Annotated in this window: 23 protein-coding genes; 22 read left to right on the forward strand and 1 reads right to left on the reverse strand. The window is 35.1% G+C overall.

Annotated elements, in window-relative coordinates; genetic code table 11:
* Positions 1-4 precede the first annotated feature (4 nt).
* From EZV73_RS14640 to EZV73_RS14680, 9 genes are all read left to right on the forward strand, one after another.
* Positions 5-2701 carry a hypothetical protein gene (locus EZV73_RS14640; RefSeq protein WP_240841105.1) on the forward strand — a complete coding sequence of 899 codons (2697 nt, stop codon included), beginning with the start codon at positions 5-7 and terminating at the stop codon, positions 2699-2701.
* A 9-nt stretch (positions 2702-2710) separates the two neighbouring features.
* Positions 2711-2989: a late competence development ComFB family protein gene (locus tag EZV73_RS14645; RefSeq protein ID WP_240841107.1), complete on the forward strand. Its 279-nt coding sequence runs from the start codon at positions 2711-2713 to the stop codon at positions 2987-2989.
* Positions 2982-3509, forward strand: coding sequence for a shikimate kinase (locus EZV73_RS14650; RefSeq protein WP_240841108.1), 528 nt, complete (start codon positions 2982-2984; stop codon positions 3507-3509). The genes EZV73_RS14645 and EZV73_RS14650 overlap by 8 nt, the downstream gene beginning before the upstream one ends.
* Before the next feature lie 24 nt (positions 3510-3533).
* Positions 3534-3968: a type II 3-dehydroquinate dehydratase gene (gene aroQ, locus EZV73_RS14655; RefSeq protein WP_240841110.1), complete on the forward strand. Its 435-nt coding sequence runs from the start codon at positions 3534-3536 to the stop codon at positions 3966-3968.
* Between the two features lie 16 nt (positions 3969-3984).
* A complete protein-coding gene (gene efp, locus EZV73_RS14660; RefSeq protein ID WP_240841112.1) occupies positions 3985-4542 on the forward strand; it encodes an elongation factor P in 558 nt (185 codons plus the stop codon).
* Positions 4543-4572: 30 nt separating this feature from the next.
* Positions 4573-5004, forward strand: coding sequence for a CD1247 N-terminal domain-containing protein (locus EZV73_RS14665; RefSeq protein ID WP_240841113.1), 432 nt, complete (start codon positions 4573-4575; stop codon positions 5002-5004).
* Positions 5005-5124: 120 nt separating this feature from the next.
* Positions 5125-6999 carry a bifunctional diguanylate cyclase/phosphodiesterase gene (locus tag EZV73_RS14670; protein ID WP_240841114.1) on the forward strand — a complete coding sequence of 625 codons (1875 nt, stop codon included), beginning with the start codon at positions 5125-5127 and terminating at the stop codon, positions 6997-6999.
* Between the two features lie 91 nt (positions 7000-7090).
* Positions 7091-11284: a collagen binding domain-containing protein gene (locus tag EZV73_RS14675; RefSeq protein ID WP_240841115.1), complete on the forward strand. Its 4194-nt coding sequence runs from the start codon at positions 7091-7093 to the stop codon at positions 11282-11284.
* Positions 11285-11935: a class D sortase gene (locus tag EZV73_RS14680; RefSeq protein WP_240841116.1), complete on the forward strand. Its 651-nt coding sequence runs from the start codon at positions 11285-11287 to the stop codon at positions 11933-11935.
* Between the two features lie 38 nt (positions 11936-11973).
* Here EZV73_RS14680 and EZV73_RS14685 read toward each other — a convergent pair whose 3' ends face one another.
* Positions 11974-13965: a bifunctional diguanylate cyclase/phosphodiesterase gene (locus EZV73_RS14685; protein WP_240841118.1), complete on the reverse strand. Its 1992-nt coding sequence runs from the start codon at positions 13963-13965 to the stop codon at positions 11974-11976.
* 166 nt (positions 13966-14131) lie between these two features.
* Here EZV73_RS14685 and EZV73_RS14690 point away from each other — a divergent pair, with 166 nt between their 5' ends.
* The 13 genes from EZV73_RS14690 (at position 14132) to EZV73_RS14750 (ending at position 24154) form a co-directional block, all read left to right on the forward strand.
* Positions 14132-15070, forward strand: coding sequence for a hypothetical protein (locus tag EZV73_RS14690; RefSeq protein WP_240841120.1), 939 nt, complete (start codon positions 14132-14134; stop codon positions 15068-15070).
* An 86-nt stretch (positions 15071-15156) separates the two neighbouring features.
* The gene (locus EZV73_RS14695) at positions 15157-15363 is read left to right on the forward strand and encodes a type II toxin-antitoxin system Phd/YefM family antitoxin (RefSeq protein ID WP_240841122.1); all 207 of its coding nucleotides are present in this window, start codon (positions 15157-15159) and stop codon (positions 15361-15363) included.
* A gap of 2 nt (positions 15364-15365) precedes the next feature.
* Positions 15366-15776, forward strand: a complete 411-nt coding sequence (locus EZV73_RS14700) for a PIN domain-containing protein (protein ID WP_240841124.1) — start codon at positions 15366-15368, stop codon at positions 15774-15776.
* A gap of 84 nt (positions 15777-15860) precedes the next feature.
* Positions 15861-16241, forward strand: coding sequence for an Asp23/Gls24 family envelope stress response protein (locus EZV73_RS14705; protein ID WP_240841125.1), 381 nt, complete (start codon positions 15861-15863; stop codon positions 16239-16241).
* Between the two features lie 45 nt (positions 16242-16286).
* On the forward strand, positions 16287-16697 hold the full coding sequence (nusB, locus tag EZV73_RS14710) for a transcription antitermination factor NusB (RefSeq protein WP_240841127.1): 411 nt from the start codon (positions 16287-16289) through the stop codon (positions 16695-16697).
* The gene (locus tag EZV73_RS14715) at positions 16690-17598 is read left to right on the forward strand and encodes a peptidase M22 (RefSeq protein WP_240841129.1); all 909 of its coding nucleotides are present in this window, start codon (positions 16690-16692) and stop codon (positions 17596-17598) included. The genes nusB and EZV73_RS14715 overlap by 8 nt, the downstream gene beginning before the upstream one ends.
* 5 nt (positions 17599-17603) lie before the next feature.
* Positions 17604-18794, forward strand: coding sequence for an exodeoxyribonuclease VII large subunit (xseA, locus tag EZV73_RS14720; RefSeq protein WP_240841130.1), 1191 nt, complete (start codon positions 17604-17606; stop codon positions 18792-18794).
* Positions 18787-19023: an exodeoxyribonuclease VII small subunit gene (locus EZV73_RS14725; protein ID WP_240841132.1), complete on the forward strand. Its 237-nt coding sequence runs from the start codon at positions 18787-18789 to the stop codon at positions 19021-19023. The genes xseA and EZV73_RS14725 overlap by 8 nt, the downstream gene beginning before the upstream one ends.
* The gene (locus EZV73_RS14730; protein ID WP_240841134.1) at positions 19024-19902 is read left to right on the forward strand and encodes a polyprenyl synthetase family protein; all 879 of its coding nucleotides are present in this window, start codon (positions 19024-19026) and stop codon (positions 19900-19902) included.
* Between the two features lie 8 nt (positions 19903-19910).
* Complete coding sequence (locus tag EZV73_RS14735) at positions 19911-20354, forward strand: divergent PAP2 family protein (RefSeq protein WP_240841136.1); 444 nt, start codon at positions 19911-19913, stop codon at positions 20352-20354.
* Positions 20355-20942: 588 nt separating this feature from the next.
* Positions 20943-21509: a hypothetical protein gene (locus EZV73_RS14740; RefSeq protein WP_240841137.1), complete on the forward strand. Its 567-nt coding sequence runs from the start codon at positions 20943-20945 to the stop codon at positions 21507-21509.
* 10 nt (positions 21510-21519) lie between these two features.
* Complete coding sequence (dxs, locus tag EZV73_RS14745) at positions 21520-23343, forward strand: 1-deoxy-D-xylulose-5-phosphate synthase (protein ID WP_240841139.1); 1824 nt, start codon at positions 21520-21522, stop codon at positions 23341-23343.
* Complete coding sequence (locus tag EZV73_RS14750) at positions 23336-24154, forward strand: TlyA family RNA methyltransferase (protein WP_240841141.1); 819 nt, start codon at positions 23336-23338, stop codon at positions 24152-24154. Before dxs ends, EZV73_RS14750 begins: the two co-directional genes overlap by 8 nt.
* The last annotated feature ends 3 nt before the right edge of the window (positions 24155-24157 follow it).

The following is a 24157-nucleotide window of genomic DNA, read 5'->3' on the forward strand; positions in this document are numbered from 1 at the left end:
TGATATGAGAAAGTATTTAAATAAAAAAGGATATACTTTAACATACACTATCGTTGTGATAGGTCTTCTTTTGATTCTTACTGGATCGGTCACCTTTATATCCTATTATAATCTTAAAACGGCAAGAGTAGGTGGAAGAGTCAACGACTCTTTTTATTTAAATGATTCATCTTTAGAAGAAGCACTTACTGACTTGAACAGATATGTTTATGATGCTGAAGTAAAAGCGTGGAATCACTTAAATGAGCATACTTTTGTTGTAAATGATACAACATGGGTTAATTTCTTATCTAGGATATATCAAGATGTTAATGACCCAACAAGTGGTTTAGAATTAGAGCACGCAAATGATATCATTGCTCGTGCTTTAAAAGGAGAGTTTGAAGTAACCTTCTATAATGAACTTTACCAGGGTACGTATGCAGAACACGACTTTTATAATCCGTCTGGGCTAACACCTGTGGACCGATATTCAGATTATGATTCTTATCAAGGTGTTTCTCTTATAGCTGATACAGAGTTAAGAACAGATATTCAAACAGATTTAAAAGAAACTGACTTTTTCTCTGCGTCTGTAGAACCAACTGTGAAGATAGAGTCATTTAGGCATATTGATGTGGATGATGATGGGAATATAGTTGACGGCACCAATGGATTTGAATTGGTTCTATCAACAGATGGTACTGCTCATAATTATAATAAAAAGCTTCAAACTAAATTACATGTTGTTGCACCAAAATATGAGTTTTCAGTTGCAATGTTAACAGAAAACTTTATTATGTATAAAAATAAATTGACATCATATGCTTTGGTTGCAAATGATAATATCGTTGTATTAGATGGTGATGTTGATGTAACTGGTGATATATATGCTTTAGGTAACTATAAAAAAGCAGATTCTAGTTATGGGCATGTAGATGTTGATTACAATTTACCAAGAGATAATTATGGCGGTGTGGTTATTGGTTATAAAGATTCTACATCTGAAAGAGTATACGGAAATTCAAGGGTGGATTCATTTTATACTGATGAGGTTTCAGGTAATTTAACTGTCACCGGTAGTATTTCAACTAGAAATTCAGTGAAGGTAGAATCATCTTCAGTAGCAGATGCAACCAAACTTATTGTTACTGATGATATTAATGCTAATGCTTTTTATGTTCGACCGGGCACAGATGCAGCTGATATAAAAGTAAATGATAATATGATGTTGTATGCTGATATGTATGTGTCTGGTACAAATACGAAAGTAGAAGTTGGATTAAGTAATACAGAAACACCTTCAGGCAATAGAAACCTATTTAAGTATAACTCTGGTGTAATTTGGGGTTTACATGATACGAACTTCTCTGCGAATAACGCTTATACTAGGACAGGATCTTTAATAATCGGATCGAGTGCAGTCAATCCAATTATTGAAGCAAATGGTCTTAACTTGAATGGTGTTATCAGATACGATGTTGAAGGTTATGAAGTAAGAGAACCTGGTTCAGGTGATGAAAAAACAGCATATAGAACAGGTGAGTCATTTACTACTTATAAAAATGCTCAATATTATCAGACTTTAATGTCAGATAATATCTATCAAAATGGTGTTTTTGCATTCTTAAGTTCGTTTGCAAATTCATCAGGTGTGAATTTTGATATGATTTCCTTTGATGCTTTAGCAGGTGTTAATCAAGTTGCTTATAGATCAAATCATTATTTTACAATGGGTTATATGGCAAACAATCCTGGTAAATTTGGTTTAGATGAAAATTACTATAAAAAAGTTGCTGATGAGGATAAAAAGATTCTTCGAATCAGAAATCCAAAACATGATGGAACAGATTCTAATCCAGGTCAGTTTTATGGTATACAAACAAATGGTATTGTTGCATTCAGTAAAGAAGATGGATCTGATGGTAAGGTCTATAATGTAAATAGAACTGAAGTTAGTGATGATAATAAGGGGTTAGTTATAGATGTACTCTATGATGACCCTTCTTCAGCAAATGATGAAGGTGTTGATAAAGACATTAGTTTACTGGGCTATACTTTTGAATATGAATCCGGTGGTAAGAAGTTATATAGGGAAGAAACATTATTTAGTGAATGGATTAAATCTTTAGATGGAGATAGTAATGTGATACCGAGTGTGATACCGGATAGAGATTCAACTTCTTTTGCCTTATACAATGGTGAGTCTTCTAAGGATGTTTATATAAACTTCCCAAGTTCTTATTATAATGGTGATGGCAGTCCTATAGATAGTGTGAAAGATCATATACATATTAAAGGTGTTCATCCAGTTACAGAAAACTTAGAAGGAACAATCGTAAGTAAGGGCAACATTTACGTATATGCTGCATCAGGAGAAACATTAAATTTCAAAGGCAATATGATAAGTGAAAAAAGTATTTACTTATTTGGACCTGGTGAAAAGAACTTCAAGGTTGATGAACAAATTACGTATGGTATGATTCATAAGAATCAAGATTTAGTAGATGTATACATGACAGAGTATGGACGTGACATATCTATTCCGCAAGGTGTTGGTACAGGGACTTCTATAGAACCAAACTTCTCTGTAAATATTGAAAATAATACAGATGATTCCAATAAGATTTCAATAAATTTTGTTTCTAATGCCAATCCTAATGGTACAAGTATAATAGATTCAAATACTATTATTATTGATTCTTGGCAAGAAATCGATTAGGAGGGCTTTATGGAACTTAAGAACTATAAGGAATTTGCAGTGGATCATGTATTGCCTAACTTGTTAAAGGCTTTTCCTGATATTTGTAAGTGTGATAAATGCTTGATGGATATTAAGGCAATTGCTCTTAATAATTTAGAGCCTCAATATGTGGTAACTGAAAAAGGTGAGTTGTTTGCTCAGGTTAAAGAGATGAGCTTACAATACGAAGCGAATATTATGAAAGCTGTATTGGATGGTATTTCTGTTGTATCTGCCAATCCAATGCATGAGGTAAAAAGTGAGTAATATTGTATTAATAGGCATGATGGGATCAGGTAAATCTACCTTATCCCATTTGCTATCTAAAAAAACAGGTTACAGTATCATAGACTGTGACAGTGAAATTGAAAAATCTGAAGGTATGAGTATTTCTGAAATTTTTTCTGCCCATGGCGAATCTTATTTCCGTGCTTTAGAAAAATCATTTTTAGAAGACTTATCTTGTGATTCTACAATCATCTCTACAGGTGGTGGTATGATCTTACAAGAAGACAATGTCATTGCTTTGATGGGTCTAGGACACGTGATTTATCTTTCTGGGACTCTTGATACCCTTGTATCGCGTCTTCTTTCTGGTACTGAAAATAGGCCGCTTTTGGATGAGACGTCACTTAGAAGCCAAGTTTCTGATTTGCTTTCTACTCGTGAAATCCTCTATCAAACTTCATGTGATGATGTGGTTGAGATTGACGGAAAGTCTCCAGAGGAGATAGTTTCAGAAATTTATGGAATCTTAAGCGAAATAGACTATAATTTTTCAGGATAATATGATATTATAAATGGAGTAATTATGAAGAAAATACTAGTAATCAATGGACCAAATCTTAATATGCTGGGAAAAAGAAAAGAAGAGCATTATGGGCGTCTTACTTTAGACATGATATGTGATTCTATGACGACATTGGCATCAGACCTGGACATGTCTTTAACATTTGTCCAGTACAATGGTGAAGGTGAAATCATAGACTGTATTCATTCGGGGATGGACTATGATGGCTTGATCATCAATGCTGGGGCGTACACGCATTATTCTTATGCCATTAGTGATGCTTTAGAAATCCTGAGTATACCAAAGATTGAAGTACATCTTTCAAATATACATGCAAGAGAATCTTTTCGTTCTCAGTCAGTAATAGCAAGATCTTGTACAGGTCAGATATCGGGTTTTAAAGAAAGTAGTTACATATTAGCATTATATGCTTTAAGAGATCTTTTAAAAGATTAATAATTGGAGGGAAGATATGATTTCAGCAGGTGATTTTAGAAAAGGTATGACGTTTGAGAAAGATGGTAATCCATTTGTAATCGTCGATTTCCAACACGTTAAGCCAGGTAAAGGTGCTGCATTCGTTAGAACTAAGTACAAGTCTTTATTAAATGGTACAATTAGAGAAGAAGCTTTTAACCCATCAGAAAAGTTTCCGAAAGCTCATATTGAGACTAAGCAAATGCAATACTTATACAATGATGGTGACTTATACTACTTCATGGATAATGAGACTTATGATCAAATTCCATTACAACTTGAGTTAGTAGAAGAAGCAATTAAGTATGTAAAAGAAAATGACAATGCAACACTTAAGTTCTACAAGGGCAAGTGTTTTATTGTTGAGCCACCTAACTTTGTTGAGTTAGAAGTTGTTGAGTGTGAGCCGGGTGTTAAAGGTGATACTGCAACTAACGTAACTAAGAAGGCAAAAGTTGAGACTGGCGCAGAAATTAATGTTCCTTTATTCGTAAATGAAGGTGACAAAATTAAAATTGATACTAGGACTGGTGACTACCTGTCTAGAGTATAGAAACCTATCTATAACAATAAGGAGGTTATGATGGATTATTTATATGAAAAAGTAGCATATCTTAAAGGTTTAGCAGATGGTCTTGATTTAGACGAAACAACTAAAGAAGGCAAAATGCTGGTTAAGATTGTTGAAACTTTAGAAGATTTTGCAGATGCTATTGTAGATTTGGATGAAGAAGTAGAAGAACTAAATGAATTCGTAGAAATCATTGATGAAGATTTATCTGACCTAGAAGATTTCGTTTATGACGAAGAGTTCTATGATGATGAGTTTGATGAGTTTGATGAGTTTGAATGTCCAAAGTGCGGCACAATCCTTTTTGTTGATGAAGATGACTTTGATGAATTCGGAAATCTTGAAATTGCTTGCCCTGAATGTGGTGAAGAGTACACTGTAACAGATGATGATGTTTGTGATTGTGTATGTGGTTGTAGAGAAGAAGAATCAGAAGAAGAATAATACCGAGCAATCGGTATTTTTTTTATGTTAAAATTTGCATTAAGTGAATAAATGTGTCGAATTTTGTTGAATATTAGTTGTAAGTAAAATATAATTAAACATGGTGTGAGGTGTTTGATAATGTTTGATAACAATTCGTTGTATGAAAAAATGATAGATAGCCTAGAAGGCAGTGTCCATACCGTATATACACTAGGTATGGTCATTATGATACTGGCTGCAGTCTGCAGACAGATATTCGTTCCAAAAGATCCATTTTTGTATCTAGATATACTAGCTGCTCTCGTTTTACTCTTATCTAATATATTCTCGGCTAGATGGTCAATAGTATTTAGAGTAAGACTTGCAGGAGGTCTTTTTTTAGTCATGTCACTTTTGTCTTTGTACCTTTATGGTTTAGAAGGTGGTGGCTTGCTACTCTTGATTATTCCAAATGCAGTTGCTGCTTTTTTTGAAAAGAAAAAGTCTTTTTTATTCTGTATGATTGTCTCTATTATTGGCATGGTTGTCTCTTATGATCCGACTAACTCGTTTTCATACATCATTTCATGCATTATATTTGTTTCAAGTGCTCTAGGCATTAGAGTTATGATAGGCGGTCTGAGAAGTGCCTATGTAGACAACATGCGTGAACTCAACTATAACATACAAGAAAATGATATGATTTATGCTGAGCTTTTAGAACAGCATGAAGAAGTAAAAAAATCCAAACTGGAAATATATGAGTTGGCTTACTATGATAAGCTTACTGGTTTACCAAACAAGGTAAACTTTAAAGAAACTGTTTCATCGAGAATCGCATCTGGCAATTATGGTACCATGATGCTTTTAGATATTAAAGACTTTAAGATTTTAAACTCTGTCCATGGTATGGAAATGGGGGATAGGCTTTTAAAACTTGTAGGTGAGGTTGTAAGAGACTTAAATGATCCCTACCTCTATGCTTGTCGTATTTCAGGCAATGAGTTCTTATTCTGGTATGAATCCTTAGATTCACTGCATATGAGAGACCTACTCAACAGAATGATTTTAGAATACAACGTTCGTGCTAGAAAGTTCTTTACTTACTCTAAGGTGCATTTTAGGATGGCTTTTGTTAGAGCTTATGAAGATGGTAATGATTACTTAACCCTTGTGGATAAACTAAACGCTGCCATCAAGTATTCTAAATATGCCGATATAGATGAGCCTGTCAGATTTAAAGAGTCCATGTATGTAGATCTTCAAACTGAAACTCAGCTGAAAGAGTTGATAGAAGATGCAATAGAAAAAAGAGCCTTTAATGTTTATTATCAAGAAAAATTTGATTTAAAGTCCAATAAGGTTACTGGTCTAGAGGCTTTAGCTAGATGGCAGTCTGATATATTAGGTGAAGTGTCACCTATGATCTTTATTCCAATTGTACAAAAGTATCAAATGACACCGTCATTTGAACGTTTGATTATCGGTAAGGTTCTGTCAGATTATCCTAAGTTGATAGAAAAGTACGGTCCTATTAAAATTGGTATAAACATCTCTTCTGAGCACATTTCTGCTAAGGGCTTTATCAAGTATTTCTCAGACGCTTTAATGCTCTATAAAGTAAATCCTGAGCATATTTCATTAGAGATTACAGAGAACATTCTTGATTTTGGTCAGGAAAAAGTTTTACGTGTAATAAAGAACTTAAAAGAACTAGGCGTTAAGATTGCCCTTGATAACATTGGACAGGGGTATTCCTTCTTAGATCATGTTTTACATTTGCCTTTAGATGAAATTAAACTAGACAGACGTTTTGTTCTAAACATAGAAAATAAGAAGGTTCAAAAGCTACTAAGAGCCATTACAAGTCTAAAAGATGACTTTGAGGTATCTGTTGTAGCTGAAGGTGTAGAGAATGAAAGTCAGCTTAAAATAATAAGAGAAATGGGCTGTACTGAAGTACAGGGCTTCTTGTATCAAAGACCTGAACCATTATCAAAATTAAATAAGAAACAGAACAATCATATATCTTAGTGAAATTCTCAACATGTGTTTGAGAATTTCACTTTTTTTGAATATATGAACATAAAACTATGCTATAATGGTGGAGATTGAGGAGGTATGAATGAAGAAGTTTTTTAATGTTTTATTGGTAATAGCTATCTTGTTTTCTACATTACCAATACAAAATTTTACTTATGCAGCTGGCGGCTATTACTTTACTGATGTAGAAATCCTACATACAGAAGGTGGCCAAGCAAAATCTATTGATGCACTAACAGAACCTTTACAAGATGGTGATTCTGTTACTATGAAGTTTCACTGGGCCTTGGATAACACAGCTATAGTAGCGGGTCAAACTATGTCCATTGATCTACCTAAACTAATAGATTGGTCAGATCTTTTGAATCAAGATTTACCAGGTGATGATGGTACAATTTACGGTATCTTTGATGTACAAGATGAAAATGGAGACGGCACATACGAACTTAAAATTACTTTTAATGCAGAGGCTGATAATAAGTCCAATGTTTCAGGTTTTGCAGGTGTAAATGTAAGCGTTGAGACGCTTAATCAGATTATAGAACTGCCTTATGAGTATTCAATGCCAATTAATGGTGGTACTAAAAAGATAAGTTTTGATGTTTTACCAAGTGGTGGTCAAGTGCTAGAAAAGTATGGTGTCTTAACAGGAGATCCTAATGTTATTTCTTGGACTATAAATGTAAATACAGGTTTAACGAAGCTTTCTGATTACGATTTAGATGATTCATATTCAAGTCTACTAAAATACGATGACAATATGACTATCCATGAGATTTTAATCAATGCAGATGGTTCTGAAGCTGGTTTAGGTGATGATGTGACAGATCAGTTTGATATCACTTATACAGATGCTGGTGTTGGTGTTGAGACCGGTCAAGAAGGTAAGTTAAATGTTAATCCTAAAGATACTTATGACAAGGGTTATAACAAAGCTTATAGACTTGTTTATACAACAACAATAGATCCGGCTAAAATTGATGTATCAAGGACGACATTTGATTATGAAAATACAATTGAGTTAAATAGTGATGATACACAGTCGGATACGGTTACTGTTACAAGAGGGACTCTAATCGATAAGTCGTCTGCATTGTCATCTGTTTACAATGCATCTTCTATTGATTGGACCATTCATGTAAATAATGCTGAATACGATCTATCAAATGTTCAAGTGATTGATACAATCCCATCAGGTTTGACCTTGGGAAGTGTTTCCATTAAGACAACTGATGGTACAGATTATACGAAAGATGTAGACTATACAATTTCTACAGCTGGCGTAGATGAAAAGACTGTGATGACCATTGACTTTACAGCCAATGTATCAGAGGAGTTGATTATCAAGTATGATACTCCGATCGCTGATGACTCTAGATTTTCAAATTCTGATAACATCACATTTACTAACTCTGCTAAGTTGAAACATTCAAAGGGTGAAAATTTAGACTTAGGTGGCGATGAGACTGTTGCTTTAAAGCAAGGCCGTGCTATCTATAAAAAAGGGACTGGTACTAACTCATATAATGATGCCAAGTTTATCATATGGGATCTCTACATCAATATGGCTGAAATAGATATGGGTGGTGACAATGTCATTACAGACAGTTTTTTAGATAACTTACATTTAGACAAGTCATTTCCGATAGAAGTAAATAAATTAGATATAGAGCATGATGTCAATCTGGGTGGTGTGAATTCTGATCCAGCTCAGGAAATGCTTGAACAAATAAAAAATGAAACAGAATTTAATGGTTTTTCAGTTGTTTACAAGACAGGAGATGCAGTAGCTATAGATGACAATTTAATTGATAACTTCGTCTTAACTATAAATCCCAAAATTGATGCAGCCTACCATATCAGATACAAAACACTTGTTAATTCAGATAAGTACGATGTTAGAGACTATTCTAATACAGTCGGCTTTGGTGGTTTATCTGATGACTTTGATGAAGAATTAATAATTTCAAATATATATAATAAGTTTTCTACAGATGTAGACTATAATACTAAAATATTATCATGGAACATATCCATAAACCCTCTTAGACATGAGCTAGATGGTTTGGTTGTTGTGGATGATTTTTCAACTGACCAATACATGACTCAAGCTCAGTTTGATGCTATAAGCATCACAGATGGGGCAACGACTGAAAAAGTAGAAGTTGACGGTATAATCAGAGGTTTTAAGATTATATTTCCTGATGACTTAAACAATAAGACTTACAACATAGTTTATAATACAACAATGGATGATGACGTTTTTTATAATGGCGGTAATTTGAATTATTCTAATACTGCTAAACTGACTTGGGACGTTGATGGAGAGACTGAATTATCAAAGAAGCCGACTCTTACGAGTGAAGGTGTTAAGAATGGTAAGAAGGTAGGTTCTGCAGATTTTTCTAACAAGTCCATTGATTGGGATGTTTACATCAACTATTTTTCTAAGAATATGACTGATGAGGTGTTAACAGATAATTTACCTGAAGGCCTTTTATTAAAGTCAGGTTCTATCCAAGTATATGATTATTCTATTGATGCAGATGGTGCTATTACTGTAGGTGGTCTAGCGGATATGACCAACATACAAATTAATGAGGCGAACGATCATAAATCTTTTACCTTAGACTTTGATGGTTTACATGATAGACCTTATATGGTTTCTTACAAGACTGATTTAGATGGTGTTTCAAAAGATGAATACATCAACACAGCCAGTCTAGAAAGTGGTGAATCTTTTACTGCTAAGGTCAAATATGATAACTACAATAAGTTTATCTCAAAGACGGGTACTCAAAATGGAAAGACATCTATTGACTGGAAGTTAAAAGTCAATCAGTCACGATCTAAAATAAGCAAGCTTGTTGTCACGGATACATTAAGTCGAGGTTTAGAAATAGACTTGGATTCATTCAAGTTTACAGAAGGCAATTTAGACATAGATGGTCAGTCTTATGCTTTTTCTGACTTGTTTGATGTCACAATAGACGATAAAACTTTGGTAACTGATCCTACAATTGTAAGAATGACCATTAAAGAAGGTTTGTATGTGGACGATCTTTTCCACATAGAATATACAACAAACATTGTAGAAGAAGAAGTGATTGGCAAGGCTGTAAGTAACCAAGTATCTCTTACTGGTGAATCCATTAATTTTGGTACACGTCAAGATAATATTTCTTATGATTATTCTTCCATAGATGGTTTTGGTTATGGTACTGGTGAAGTTGGAGCCTTTACAATGACCAAAGTAGATGAAGATGATGGTACAAAGCTTTCTGATGCTGTATTTGAACTAAGACGCGGTGATAAGCTTCTTGGACAATTAACAACGGATGAGAATGGACGAATTACAGTTGATAATCTTTTATACTTAGAGCATTCGCTCACAGAGATTACGGCACCAGAAGGCTATGAGCTTGATTCGACGCCTTATACCTTCACCATAAATGGTCCAAATATGACTTTTGATATAGAAAATGAAAGATATAGAAAACTGATTATCACAAAGTTAGATGAAATCAATGAACATGTATTAAGTGGTGCTGAGTTTGAGATTTATGATGACTCAGATCAGCTTGTAGATACTCTTACAACGGATCATACAGGGAAGGTTGAAATTTTACTTCTTAAGGGTGATTATAAAATCAAAGAAGTTAAACCGCCATCAGGTTATTACCTGAATGAGGATCTTGCAGAAATTACTGTAGATGATTCATCTGATGTCTTTGAAGTTGATTTTAAGAATAAGAAAAAACCAAGAGTTTCAGACGATGATGACGATGAACCTGAAGAAAAGCCTGAAGAAAAACCAGTCGAAAAACCTGTAGAAGAGATTGTAGAAGAGCCTACTGAGGAACCAGAAGAGGATCAACCAGAAGAGGAAATCAAACCAGTTCCTGTGGATGAACCTGAAGAAGAGGTTATAGAAGTTGTTACCAAAGAAGACGAGCCTGTATCAGGTGAAGTTGAAGAGGCTGAAGATCTTGAAGTAGAAACTGAACCTGAGCATGGTAGTGTTGAAGTTGATGAAAATGGCAAGTGGACTTATACGCCTGATGAAGGCTATGAAGGTGACGATGCCTTTACCATTAAAGTGACAACACCTGAAGGTGAAGAAGAGATCATCTACATCGAAATAGACGTTGAAGAAACACCACAAGGTGCGGTCATTCTACCACAAACTGGTCAGTCTATGCCGTGGTTTAACTACATGTTTGGTGGCTTTTTAGTCTTATTGGGATCAGTCTTCTTGTTTAGAAAGAAGTCATAAATGAAAAGATTTATACCAGTATTGATGATTATTATAGGTTTAATGATCATCTTTACACCTGGTTTAGTAGAAAAATATCATGATTATCAAGTGGAGACCATACGTGTGACATTTGAAGAAGCCATGGCGTCCATTGAAGTTGATGATGCTTCAGAGGAAGTGGTTGATTTTGATCCGACACCTGCAGAAAAACCAGTTGGGGAGGAACGGGTTTATACTAGAGAAGAAAGAAACGATTATATTGTTTCAGCTTGGCCTGTTGAGGCCATGCTTACTATAGATACAATTGATCTTGAAATGCCTGTAATATTGGGCGCTACAGATGAATATTTGAATGTATCTGTTTGTGCTCTTGAAGGCACTGGAAAACCGTGGACTGGGGGCAACTATGTTATTGCAGGTCATAGGTCATTGACATACGGCAGGCACTTTAATAGATTAAATGAAGTGTTAGTAGATGATCTTATTAGTGTTACTGATTTAGAAGGGCAGGTTTATACTTATCTAGTATATTCTGTGTCCATTGTTCATCAGACAGAAGTTCATGTTGCAGATGATCATGGCTTCAAAGAGATTACCTTGATTACTTGTGACCCTATTGGTCAAAAGAATCCTGAATACAGATTGGTTGTTCAAGCCAAATTAAAATGAGTCTTATGGGCTCATTTTTTCAATTAAAAAGCAAACATCTAAGATGTCTGCTGGTTTGAAAATGTTTCTATTATTTTTTCACTGTTCATAGGTTTATAGAAGTAGTAGCCCTGCATATTGGTGATGCCAAGCTCTTTGAGTGCCTTTACCTGGTTGATGTCTTCTATACCTTCTGCAATGATTTCAAGATTTAACTGGTTAGCAAGTGTGACAATGGTCTGTAAAACAATTCTATCTGTACGAGATGTTAAGATTAAGTCTACAAACTTCTTATCTATCTTTAAAACATCAAACTCCACAGAAACCAATTTATCTATTGAAGAAAAACCTGTACCGAAGTCATCTATAGCAATCTTAAATCCTAGCTCTCTAAGTTCTGAGACTGAATCGTTGAACATTTTTAGGTCTTGAACTATAGAAGTTTCAGTGATTTCAAGTTTGATGCAGTCTTTGATCCAAGGATATGTCTTTATTTTTTCTTTTATATAATTGAGTAGGTCATCATTCATCAAATCAATGATGGAAATGTTGACTGACATAAACCTTTTTTTGAATTGACACTGGTTGATATCTAAAAAGTTAATGACTTCATCAATAACAAACTTAGTGATGTTGGCAATGGTGCCATTTTCCTCTGCCAGTGGAATAAAGTGAACTGGAGATATGCTGCCGTATTCGTCATCATGCCATCTTATAAGTGCCTCAAAACCAATGATGGTATCATGTTGGCAATCACAAATTGGTTGATAGTTTAAACTTAAAAAATCACTGTATGATTCATGATGTATGAGCGTGTTGTTGATATGGGCAGCTACGTCAGACTGACGGTTAAACTCATCATGATAATATGACGCAGAGATGCCGCTTTTTTGCTTAGCTATTTTCATGGCTGTTTCTGCTGTCAGAATTAAAGACTGGGTATTGTTTGCATCTTTCGGATACCTTGATATACCTGTAGAAAAAGCATATTTGATGTTTTGAAAATCTATATAAGTACCTAGGTTTTTACGCTGTGCTTTAACAAGTGCTTCTTCATCATCTAAAAGGATGAAGAAGGAGTCACCATGGGATCTAAATATTGTTGATGTCGGAAGTTGGGTTAAAATAAACTTAACGGTATTGTTTAAAAGAGCATCACCGAAGTCATAACCCTTTAGCCTGTTGATTCTTCCAAATGAATCAATGTCTAAATTGAGTAGGCAAAATTTTTCTTTTTCAGCAATTTTCTGATCAATCATCAACTCCATGATGTTTCTGTTATAGATACCAGTGATATTGTCAAATTTAAAGCGACTTTCACTTTTACTTTTGTAAGTTTCTTGTTCTGTAATATCTTTAGAAACAACAATGTATCTTGTATCTTCAAAGTTGTTGTTGTCAAACTTGACAATCTTTTTCTCAACGACCCTGAGGTTTGGCTTTGATTGTAAGCTGAAAACACCTTTCCATTCATCGTATTTGTCTACATGCAAAAGGGCAGCTTTTAGAGATACTGTATTTTGAGATTTGAAATCAGTGATCAAACAGTCCTGAAAACATAAGTTGTCTTCATATTGACACAGTTTTCTGTTACACCATAAGACATGACCGTTTTGATCAAGTAGGGTAATTTGCTCATCAATAATCTTAAAGAGATCCGTATAGTTTTGAAAAGATGGATCTTCTCTGTACTTTTCAGATGTCTCGAACGACCTTAAAATCGTACCATTAACGGTTTCTTCGACAAAGAAGGGTGTAAACTCATAATGAAACCAATAGTTGTTATCTTCAAAAGATTTAACTGACTTTTCAAAAACCTTGACTTGGCCTTGATGTGTTTCTGAAACAGCTTCTCTGAAGTTCGGTAAGAATCCATCTGTTACAAAATCAAGCATATAAGAATGCTTATGCATGGTCTTTCCAAATAGCTTATAGGATATTTCTTTTGCTTTTCTGTTGGCATACAAAACATTAAAATCTCTATCAAAAATGATGTAGGACATTGAAGATTCTTCAAATTGTCGTTGATACTCGAGCAGTCTCTTATTCATAAATTTCTCCATACCTTTCAATACCTTAGATTATATACTATTTGGAAAAACAAGTCATTAATTGGTGTGATTAAACTTTTTAATACAGTATTCTTTTTGTGAAATACTTTTTTTATGAGTTAGTTTTATGTAAAATATAGTAAAAGAATTGTGGAGGGCAACTCATATGTACAAAGAAATAGAGCGTATTCATATACTAGACAATGAATTTAATTTGGTTAAGTTTGACTCAAGTAAGCTTGTGGAAGACGATTATAGAAAAATTTATGATTATGACAATTTGAGAAGAATAGATGGTGGCAAGAAGGGAATCGAATCCATTAATCATTTTATGCTCCTTATGAAGGTGGAAAGAGATTACTTTGAGAACAAGTATTATCTTTTAAATGATGCATATGACATTATAGGATCTTACAGCTTGTACATTGATGGATCTCTTGTGACTTATAGTTATCATATAAGTAGCTTTTATAGATTTAAAGAGCTAAAGGATTACTTGTTTTCAAGTGGTATGTTGAAGGCTTCTAAATTGGGTGACGTGAAGATCTATCCTTCCTGTAAATATAGAGAAGACTATGAGTTTTATATAGAAAAGGGTTTTAAGTGTCTTGTAAGAAAAGGTAGATACCAGATTCCTATTAATTATGATCGGGCTATGGTTGATAAATATCAAAAACAAGCCATTGTTGAGTTTAATGACAAGGTGCCTGATCATATGATAGAAACCTATTCTACTATCATTTCTGAGTGTCAAGGTGAATATGAAGCAAGTGTTGTAGCATCTATTGTAAGATTGATTGAAGAGGATGTCAAAGTAGATGGGAACAAACAGTATACGGGCTTTTACAACAATAGTGGTCTGATTTCTTATATGGTTGTAGGTTCAACTTCTGCATACATAGATGCCTTGTGTGTACTTGAAAAAAATAAGTCAGTTCCATTAAAGATCTTAATAGCTTCTGCTTTGGATCATTTAAAAAGAACCTATTCTGACATCTTGTATTTAGATATAGGAGACTTAGATAAAAGTCTCTTTAAAGAGTTTGGTGTTAGACCTATTTTGAATTATCAGCTAGCAGCTAAAGATATTCAGGAACTTCTTTAACCTACGTACTATATTCTTCTTTAATGGTACGAAATTTTGATTTTATAGTACGAAAATGTTATAATTAAGTGAAAGGAAGTGATTCTATGTCAATTACTGTGACTGATCTTAAAAATAATCTTTCATTCTATCTGAGTAAGTCTCTTGAAGAAGATATCTATATTACTAAGAATGGAAAAATCATCGCCAAGTTATCTAATCCAATGCAATCTAGAGTAGATAAAGCTACTGCATTATTTGGTGTAATTTCTCATGCAAAAAATATTGATGTGAAAGCTGAGAGATTGGAGTAGTGATGAAAAAAGTTTTGATAGATACAAATGTAGTGATAGACGTGTTGACGTCCAGACAACCTTGGCATGTGGATGGTGAAAAAATCTTTATTAGGATTGCAAATAATGAGATTCAAGGCTGCATTTCTGCATCCTCTATTACTGATATATTTTATCTGTTAAACAAGTATTCAAAAACGAGATCAGTTGCTAGAAAGGCAATCGAAAATATTTTAGACTTGTTTACTATATTGGATGTAACTCCTGAAGATTGTATAAATGCCTTGGGCTTAGGTATAGAGGATTATGAAGATGCTTTAATTATTATCGTAGCTGTGCGTCATAAGATTGACTTAATCATTACAAGAAATGTTAAAGATTTTGAATTAAGTCCAATTGAGATAGTAACACCTAACACCTATATTAAAATGTGACAAAATGGTATTAGTAATTTAATTATGTAAACTTGAATATAAGACCATCCTTTGGTATAATTATGAGGATTGGAGGAATTAATTATGTCTGAAAAAGAAATACAAGCACATGAATTTGGACATGTCAATATATCAGATGATGTTATAGGCATCATCACCAATATAGCTGCTAGTGAGATAGAAGGCATACAGCTTGCCGGTACACTTGCAGGAGACATTGCAGAGATTCTCGGAAGAAAGAACATGACTAAAGGTGTTCGCGTAGAAATAAACGATGAAGATGAAGTACAAGTAGACTTAAATATTGTGGTAGATTTTGGTGTTGTTATACCAGAAATTGCTTGGAAAGTGCAAGAGAGTGTAAAAACTGCTATTGAGAACATGACTGACCTAAAAGTAACAAGCATTGATGTTAATGTTCAAGGCATTAACTTAGATAAAGACCATGACAAGGTAGATGAGTAAACTAACTCTTTGGAGTTAGTTTAACTTTTGTAAAAGGAGCGCATAGTGAATAGAAATAAAATGAGAGAGAACATCATGAAGTTAATTTACCAAGCTGATGTTCATAATAATTATATTTTTTCATTCTTTACAGATGCTTATGAGTTAATGGAAGATACAACACCAGTAAATGATCAATATTTTATGACGGTTGTTAAGTCATTTATTGATTATAAGACTCTTATTGATAATGAAATTTCAAACAATTTGAAGAAATGGGACATTGATAGAATCGGTAAAGTTGAACTTGCAATTATGAGACTTGCTGTGACTGAGATGATGTATTTAAATGATATTCCTCTAAAGGTATCTATCAACGAAGCCATAGAGCTTGCCAAAGTGTTTGCAGACGATCAAGCACCAAAGTATATCAATGGTGTATTGGCATCTATTTTAAAATCAATCGAAAATGCTTAGTTTAGGGATTGATACATCTTGTTATACAACGTCACTTGTTGTCATGGATGGTAAAAATGTTGTATATGAAGGTCGAAAGTTATTGACTGTTAAAAAGGGCACAGTTGGTCTTAGACAAGCTGATGCTTTTTTTCAACATGTGCAGAATCTACCTATACTTTATAAGGAAATGGTTTATAAAATAGATGTAAGAGAGATTGATAGGATTGTGGTCTCTGATAGGCCGAGACCTTTAGAAGGTTCATACATGCCTGTTTTTACAGCTGGTATGCGTTTTGCTGAAGTTATAGGTGATACACTTGATACCCAGGTGCTTTATCTGTCTCATCAGGAAAACCATCTTTATGCCACACTTTTGGAACATGGTGTTCAGGGGAACTTTGTGGGCGTTCATATATCAGGTGGTACAAGCGAGATTCTAGCCGTTGATTCTGACTTGTCTATTTCAATTATCGGAGAAACTTTGGATTTGAGTTTTGGTAAACTCATTGACAGACTGGGCGTCTACATGGGACTGGATTTTCCTTGTGGTCAGGCCATGGACATCTATACATCCTCAGAAGTCTATCCCCTTAAGATGTCTATAAAGGATATGTCCTTCAACATATCCGGCATAGAGAATCAATTAAAGGCTTATTATGACAAAGAGGGTTCTATAGAAAAGGTTTCTGTCACACTCTTTAGATATATAGGCAAACTCTTATGTAAAGTATTAAAAAAAGCTTTGGATGAAACAAATTATGACAGAATCATTATGTCAGGTGGTGTTTCAGCAAACAAACTGATTAGAGAAGAAGTATCCTCTCTGTCAGACAAGGTTTTGTTTACCAGCATCGAGTATTCGACAGATCATGCTGTAGGCAACGCCTATTATGGAAATGTGGTGAGATCATCAAATTAAGAGCCATGGCTGTTAGTGAACTTAACAGCTACATAAAAAGACAATTACAATTTGATCCTATCCTAAGTCAACTACGAGTTGTCGGTGAAATATCAAATTTTAAATTACATTCAAGTGGTCATATCTACTTTACTCTAAAGGACGAAACTTCTAAAATTCAGTGTGTTATGTTTCGGTCTGATGCAGAAAACCTTGATTATATGCCAGCTGATGGTGAAAAAACGGAAATCTCAGGCCGAGTATCTGTTTATGAAAGAGAAGGCAAGTATCAGATTTACGTAACTTCTATGACTGAAGTAGGTAAAGGTGAGCTTTTTAAAGCATTTAACCTTTTAAAGGATCGTTTGGACAAGGAAGGGTATTTTCTAAAGTCAAATGAGATACCTAGATTTCCTGCAAAGGTTGGTCTTATTACATCACCGACCAGTGCTGCTGTTAGGGATATGATAACAGTCATGACCAGAAGAAACCCTTATGTAGAGATTCAGATTTATCCGGTTCATGTTCAGGGTGAGATGGCTAAGTTTGAAATTGCATCTGCCATTGATTACTTTAATGACAATCCAGTGGATACCATTATTGTTTCAAGAGGTGGCGGTTCTATAGAAGAGTTGTGGGCATTTAATGAACTCATGGTGGCTGAAGCTATCTATGCTTCTAAGATTCCTGTTATTTCAGGTGTTGGTCATGAAACAGACTTTACCATTTCTGACTTTGTATCAGACAAAAGGGCTGCAACGCCTTCTGAAGCTGCAGAAATGGCTGTATCAGATATGAGTGTTTACTATGATCATTTAAGCTTGCAAAAGTCAAGACTCATACAATCTGTATCAAATGAAATACAAAGCAAAAAAATTCTCTTAGAGAGAAGTAACAAGAAAAAGTTATGTCAACTAATCTCAAGGGACATATCAACAGAAAAATCACAGCTAGAATGGTCTGGAACCAGGCTTAGAAATGCCATGGAATTCTTAACCATGTCTTATGGCAACCACTTGGAAAAACTGGCTTTACGCTTAGATGGGGCCTCGCCTTTATCGACTTTAAATCGTGGTTATGCTGTTGTACAAAAAGACCACAAAACCATTACATCTGTTGATGATGTCCAGGTAACAGATTCAATTGATATTATACTAAAAAATGGTATAATTAAAACTGAGGTCATTTCAAAAGAAAGGAAGACCCATAATGAATAAATTTAAAGATTTTGAAAAAGATCTTAAAAAATTAGATGAGATTGTGGCTTCTCTTGAAGCTGGTGAATTATCTCTATCTGAGGCTTTATCAGCCTTTGAAAAAGGGATCGGTCTTTACAATGCATGCCATCAGGTTCTAGAGGGTGCAGAAGACCAGGTAAAGATCTTAATAGATAATATGGAAACAGGAGAAAAAGAGGCTGTTTCATTTAATGATTTTGGAGAGTAAATGAATTTTAAAGAGAGTTTACATAATAAAGCACAAGTCGTAGAAAAACATCTAGCTACTTTTTTTAATGAACATCAGAATGAATTCGAAAAGAAACTTCATGATTCAATGAAATACAGTCTTTTATCAGGTGGTAAAAGAATTAGACCTATATTAGCTTTAGAAATTGGACGCTTGTTTGGTGCTCATGAATCTCAAGTCATAGACTATGCTTGCGCCATCGAAATGATTCATACCTATTCTTTGATACACGATGATCTTCCTGCTATGGATGATGATGATTTAAGAAGAGGGAAAAAGACCAATCACATAGTATACGGTGAAGCCATGGCCATTTTAGCGGGTGATGGCTTGTTGAATTACGCTTTTGAGCTTATGAGTGATAAAGCTATTTCTATGAATCATGTAAATGCTATGAAAGCTGTTTCTAAGGCCTCAGGTCATCAAGGCATGATTGGTGGACAGGTTGCAGATATTATGTCTGAAGATCAAGGTGGAGATGCAGACATTCTTCACTATATTCAAATGAATAAAACATCGGCACTTTTAACTTGTGCTTTGCTTGCAGGTGGTCATATAGCAGGTGCTGATGATAAAGTAATAAAGAATTTGGAGCGCTTAGGCGCATGTGTGGGCATCGCCTTTCAAATCAAAGATGATATCTTAGACATTGAAAGTGATGAAGAAACGCTGGGAAAACCAATCGGTAGTGATGAAAAGAACAAGAAATTAACTTATCCTTCATTACATGGTTTAGAAGCGTCTAAAGAAAAGTTGTTATCATTAACTCAGGAAGCACATGATATTTTAGATGGTTTTTCTGGGGATGTCACTTTCTTAAAGATGCTGGTTGATTATTTGTGTTATAGAAACAGTTAGGAGATAGAGTGAGGTTTTTTAATGAGTTAATTGCCAATGAATTTTTCAAGGTTGCCTTTGTGGCCTGGTTCATTGCGCAGTTTATGAAAGTTATTTTGACATTAGCCTTTGAAAAAAGATTGGATATAGGGAGATTTTGGGGGTCGGGGGGCTTCCCAAGTTCCCATACATCAAGTGTAATGAGTGTCTCAACTGCTATTGGTTTAGATATGGGATTTGATACACCTTTTTATGCTTTGAGTTTGGTTTTTACGTTTATTGTTATGTATGATGCATCTGGGGTAAGACGAGCAGTTGGTAAACAAGCCGTTATTTTGAATCAAATGATTCATGATATTTCAGAGCACAAACATATAGAAGGTGAGCAATTGAAAGAACTTATTGGGCATACACCATTTGAAGTTATCGGTGGTGCCATACTCGGTATTTTGGTTGCAAATTTTTATTTCTAAATAATTGGGGCACAGTATCCTAGTCAGTACTTTAATTTCTGAAGGCGGGCCTAAAAATTCGTCAGAGGGCACATCGATGAAGTTCCTGGTATTTGCTTTAGACGCCCAGTCTGGGGTGATTGCTGGGAGTAAGGAGTAGGGGGCGATCCGCAATGGCATGTGGGCGTTGACCCTCTTTCCGTGGAGACTTGCAATGCAAGATTACACCTACAATGTGTTGCTTCTGTTTAACCTAACAGTTGTGGTACGTGTAGTGTAGCCTGCCTTGAGCTGAAGATGGTGGACGGTAGACCAGATCAGATTGTATCGGCCAATATGATTTGATTATTGCTCATCTAAACCAATTTGGCAAAAGAGGCTAGGAAGTTATTTGACTGCTGAGGAAAACTCCTAGGCTGAATGTATTAAATGGATTGAAGTGTGAACTAAGTGGTAGTCTAGTCTAGCGTTAGGAAACTGCGCTAATACATGATTAAAAGGGAACTGCTGATTTGGCGACAAATCAGTTGATGTATGGGAAATCCTACTAGACCTAAGTCGCAGAATTTACTTTTTTTACTGCCCCATTTATATAAAAAAAGAGGATTTATGAAAAAAATTAAAGTGAAGTTGAATTCCTGGATCTATTTGATCTCTGGGGTTACATTCTTTATAACGATTGTCATCAGTTTTGTCACTGACAGACTGATGGGAAACACTGGACTTTTATCTGCTATCATAGTGGTCTTGTCTATTGTTTTAATAGGTGTTTTATTTGATACAGTGGGTACAGCTGTAGCAGCAGGTTCGCCTGCGCCGTTTCATTCAATGGCAGCTTCAAAAGTACCATCTGCCAAGTATTCACTTTTACTTTTAAGAAATGCCAGTAAGGTAACCAACTTCTTAAATGACGTTATTGGGGATATTGCTGGAATCGTTTCGGGAGCTGCCAGTGCTGTTATAGTTGTTAAGATTATTGCCTTACACGGTGATAAGATCGAGCAGTACTTAATCAGCGTTCTTTTGTCTGCAACAGTGGCATGTTTAACTGTTGGGGGTAAAGCCATTGGTAAGGAAATTGCCCTTGGTTATACCAAAGAAATTGTCAATTTTGCTGGAAAGGTTATGTATGTCTGTAATGAGAAAACACCTTTCAAGTTTATAAAAAATATATAATGGAGAAAAAATGATAGAACTAAAAGATATTCATTCACCACAGGATCTTAACAATCTTAAAACTAGTGAATTGAAGGATTTGGCTGTTCAAATCAGATCTTTTTTGTTAGAGAATGTTTCATCAACTGGTGGACATTTATCATCTAACTTGGGCGTTGTGGAATTAACACTTGCCCTACACAAGGTTTTTGAGAGCCCTAATGACAAGATCATATTTGATGTTGGTCATCAGGGGTACGTACACAAGATTTTAACAGGAAGACAAGAAGATTTTAAAGGTCTTCGTCAGTTTGAAGGCATGAGTGGTTTTCTAAAGGCATGTGAAAGTGAACATGATGCCTTTGAAGCTGGTCATTCATCGACTTCAATATCTGCAGCACTTGGTTATGCAAAAGCATTTAGAAGTGCTGGACTTGACCACCATGCGATTGCTGTTATTGGTGATGGCGCCCTAACGGGTGGTATGGCCTTTGAAGCCTTAAACTATGCTGGTCATTCTGAAGAAAATATTATCGTCGTTTTAAATGACAATGAAATGTCTATTTCATCTAATGTTGGTGCTGTGACAACCATCTTGTCTAAGGCGCGTACAACAACATTTTATGACCACTTTAAAGTGAAGTTAACTAAGGTTTTAAGAAAGATACCTCTGATAGGCAAACCTATAGAAAATATTCTGCGTGCTTTAAAAAACAGCGTCAAGCAGATTTTTGTAAAAGGTATGCTCTTTGAAGAATTAGGTTTTACTTATTTTGGTGTGGTAGACGGTCATGACATCACTAAGATGCTTGATATCTTAGAACATATCAAAGATGTTAAAGGACCTATTCTATTACATGTATCGACGACCAAAGGCAAGGGGTATCCTTTTGCTGAAAAAGAGCCAGAGAAGTACCATGGTGTTGGTAAATTTGATCTTGAAGAAGGCGTCTTGCCGTCTTCAACAGAGAAATACCAAGATACAATGGGTAAAAAGCTCCTATCTATGGCCAAAGACCATAAAGATATTTTTGCCTTTACGGCTGCTATGCCATCAGGGACTGGTTTAACAGAGTTTTCAAAAGTACTGCCAGACCAATTTATAGATGTTGGTATTGCAGAGCAAAATGCTGTCACCATGGCAGCGGGTATGGCTGTGGCCGGTATGAAGCCTTATGTCTGTATTTACTCAACATTTTTGCAGCGTGCTTATGATCAAATTGTACATGATGTTTGTTTACAAAACTTGAATGTTACTTTCTGTATCGACAGGGCTGGCCTAGTCGGTGAAGATGGTGAAACCCATCATGGTATGTTTGACATTGCTTATTTAAGCCATATTCCTAATATGACCATATGGGCACCAAAAGATAAAATCGAATTAGAAAAAATGTTAGAGGCGTCATATACATTTGAAGGTCCTTTAGCTATTAGATACCCAAGAGGGACTGCACTTGAAATTAACAGAAGCGACTTCTCTACTCAAGCAGAAGTTTTATCTCAAGGTGATATTTCACTTGTTGCAGTTGGTAAAATGGTCGACATAGGACTTGATGTGGTTAAGAAACTAGAAGATGAGGGGATATCTTGTGAGTTGATTAATCCAAGACAGTTGGTGCCTATGACGGATGAATTGAAAGATTTGCTCTTGAGTAAAAATAAGATTGTAACTTTAGAAGATCATGCCATTAAGGGTGGCTATGGCCAATATGTTTCTGGTGTGCTTAATCGTTCTGTAGAAAAAATAGGTCTGCCGAATGAGTTTGTAGAACATGGTACGGTAGATAAGCTATTTACAAAACATGGTCTTGACGTTGATTCTATTGTTACTAAAATAAGGAGCTTAAATGGCTAAAAAAGAAAGAATAGATATTCTCTTGGTAGAACAGGGGTTGTTTGAATCAAGAGAAAAAGCAAAGCGTGCGATTATGTCAGGTGTCATCTTTGTAGATAATCAACGTGTTGATAAACCAGGTACAACCATCGACAAGGAAGCGGCCATAGAAATCAAGGGCAAAACACTTCAGTATGTTTCTAGAGGTGGTTTAAAGCTTGAAAAGGCCATGAAGGCATTTCCAATCAGTCTTACAGATAAAGTCTGTATGGATATCGGTGCTTCAACAGGTGGCTTTACAGACTGCATGTTACAAAATGGTGCATCAAAGGTTTATTCAGTGGATGTTGGCTACGGGCAACTTGACTGGAAACTTAGAAATCTTGAAAATGTCATCAATATGGAAAGAACCAATATCCGTCACGTTAAAGCTGAAGACATTGATGATATGCTTGATTTTGTCAGCATAGATGTATCCTTTATATCATTAAAGCTGGTTTTACCAGTGGCAGCCTCTTTGATGAAAGAGGGGGCTCAAATTGTATTTTTAATCAAGCCGCAATTTGAAGCTGGTAGAGAGAAGGTTAAAAAGAATGGTGTGGTCAGAGACCCTGCTGTTCATATGGATGTTATTGAAAAAGTCTTATCGTATGCTTATGATGCAGGCTTTCAAATAGAAAATGTTTCTTTTTCTCCAATTACAGGTCCTAAAGGTAATATTGAATTTTTAGGCTATGGATTTAAAAGAGATTTAACTAAGGATTTAGATTTTTATGACACACAAGCATTAAGGACCCTCGTAGAGGATGCACATAAGAGTCTGAAGAAATAAGAT

Source organism: Acidaminobacter sp. JC074, from assembly GCF_022496765.1.
GTDB lineage: Bacteria > Bacillota > Clostridia > Peptostreptococcales > Acidaminobacteraceae > JABXKX01.

Bases quoted from the DNA above. Each gene is read 5' to 3' on its own strand.
- EZV73_RS14695 (WP_240841122.1), top strand. From the start codon at position 15,157: ATGTCAATTACTGTGACTGATCTTAAAAATAATCTTTCATTCTATCTG.
- EZV73_RS14750 (WP_240841141.1), top strand. From the start codon at position 23,336: ATGGCTAAAAAAGAAAGAATAGATATTCTCTTGGTAGAACAGGGGTTG.
- EZV73_RS14640 (WP_240841105.1), top strand. From the start codon at position 5: ATGAGAAAGTATTTAAATAAAAAAGGATATACTTTAACATACACTATC.
- EZV73_RS14645 (WP_240841107.1), top strand. From the start codon at position 2,711: ATGGAACTTAAGAACTATAAGGAATTTGCAGTGGATCATGTATTGCCT.
- EZV73_RS14685 (WP_240841118.1), bottom strand. From the start codon at position 13,965: ATGAATAAGAGACTGCTCGAGTATCAACGACAATTTGAAGAATCTTCA.
- EZV73_RS14680 (WP_240841116.1), top strand. From the start codon at position 11,285: ATGAAAAGATTTATACCAGTATTGATGATTATTATAGGTTTAATGATC.
- EZV73_RS14690 (WP_240841120.1), top strand. From the start codon at position 14,132: ATGTACAAAGAAATAGAGCGTATTCATATACTAGACAATGAATTTAAT.
- EZV73_RS14700 (WP_240841124.1), top strand. From the start codon at position 15,366: ATGAAAAAAGTTTTGATAGATACAAATGTAGTGATAGACGTGTTGACG.
- EZV73_RS14675 (WP_240841115.1), top strand. From the start codon at position 7,091: ATGAAGAAGTTTTTTAATGTTTTATTGGTAATAGCTATCTTGTTTTCT.
- EZV73_RS14665 (WP_240841113.1), top strand. From the start codon at position 4,573: ATGGATTATTTATATGAAAAAGTAGCATATCTTAAAGGTTTAGCAGAT.
- efp (WP_240841112.1), top strand. From the start codon at position 3,985: ATGATTTCAGCAGGTGATTTTAGAAAAGGTATGACGTTTGAGAAAGAT.
- dxs (WP_240841139.1), top strand. From the start codon at position 21,520: ATGATAGAACTAAAAGATATTCATTCACCACAGGATCTTAACAATCTT.
- aroQ (WP_240841110.1), top strand. From the start codon at position 3,534: ATGAAGAAAATACTAGTAATCAATGGACCAAATCTTAATATGCTGGGA.
- xseA (WP_240841130.1), top strand. From the start codon at position 17,604: ATGGCTGTTAGTGAACTTAACAGCTACATAAAAAGACAATTACAATTT.
- EZV73_RS14725 (WP_240841132.1), top strand. From the start codon at position 18,787: ATGAATAAATTTAAAGATTTTGAAAAAGATCTTAAAAAATTAGATGAG.
- EZV73_RS14670 (WP_240841114.1), top strand. From the start codon at position 5,125: ATGTTTGATAACAATTCGTTGTATGAAAAAATGATAGATAGCCTAGAA.
- EZV73_RS14740 (WP_240841137.1), top strand. From the start codon at position 20,943: ATGAAAAAAATTAAAGTGAAGTTGAATTCCTGGATCTATTTGATCTCT.
- EZV73_RS14715 (WP_240841129.1), top strand. From the start codon at position 16,690: ATGCTTAGTTTAGGGATTGATACATCTTGTTATACAACGTCACTTGTT.
- EZV73_RS14705 (WP_240841125.1), top strand. From the start codon at position 15,861: ATGTCTGAAAAAGAAATACAAGCACATGAATTTGGACATGTCAATATA.
- EZV73_RS14730 (WP_240841134.1), top strand. From the start codon at position 19,024: ATGAATTTTAAAGAGAGTTTACATAATAAAGCACAAGTCGTAGAAAAA.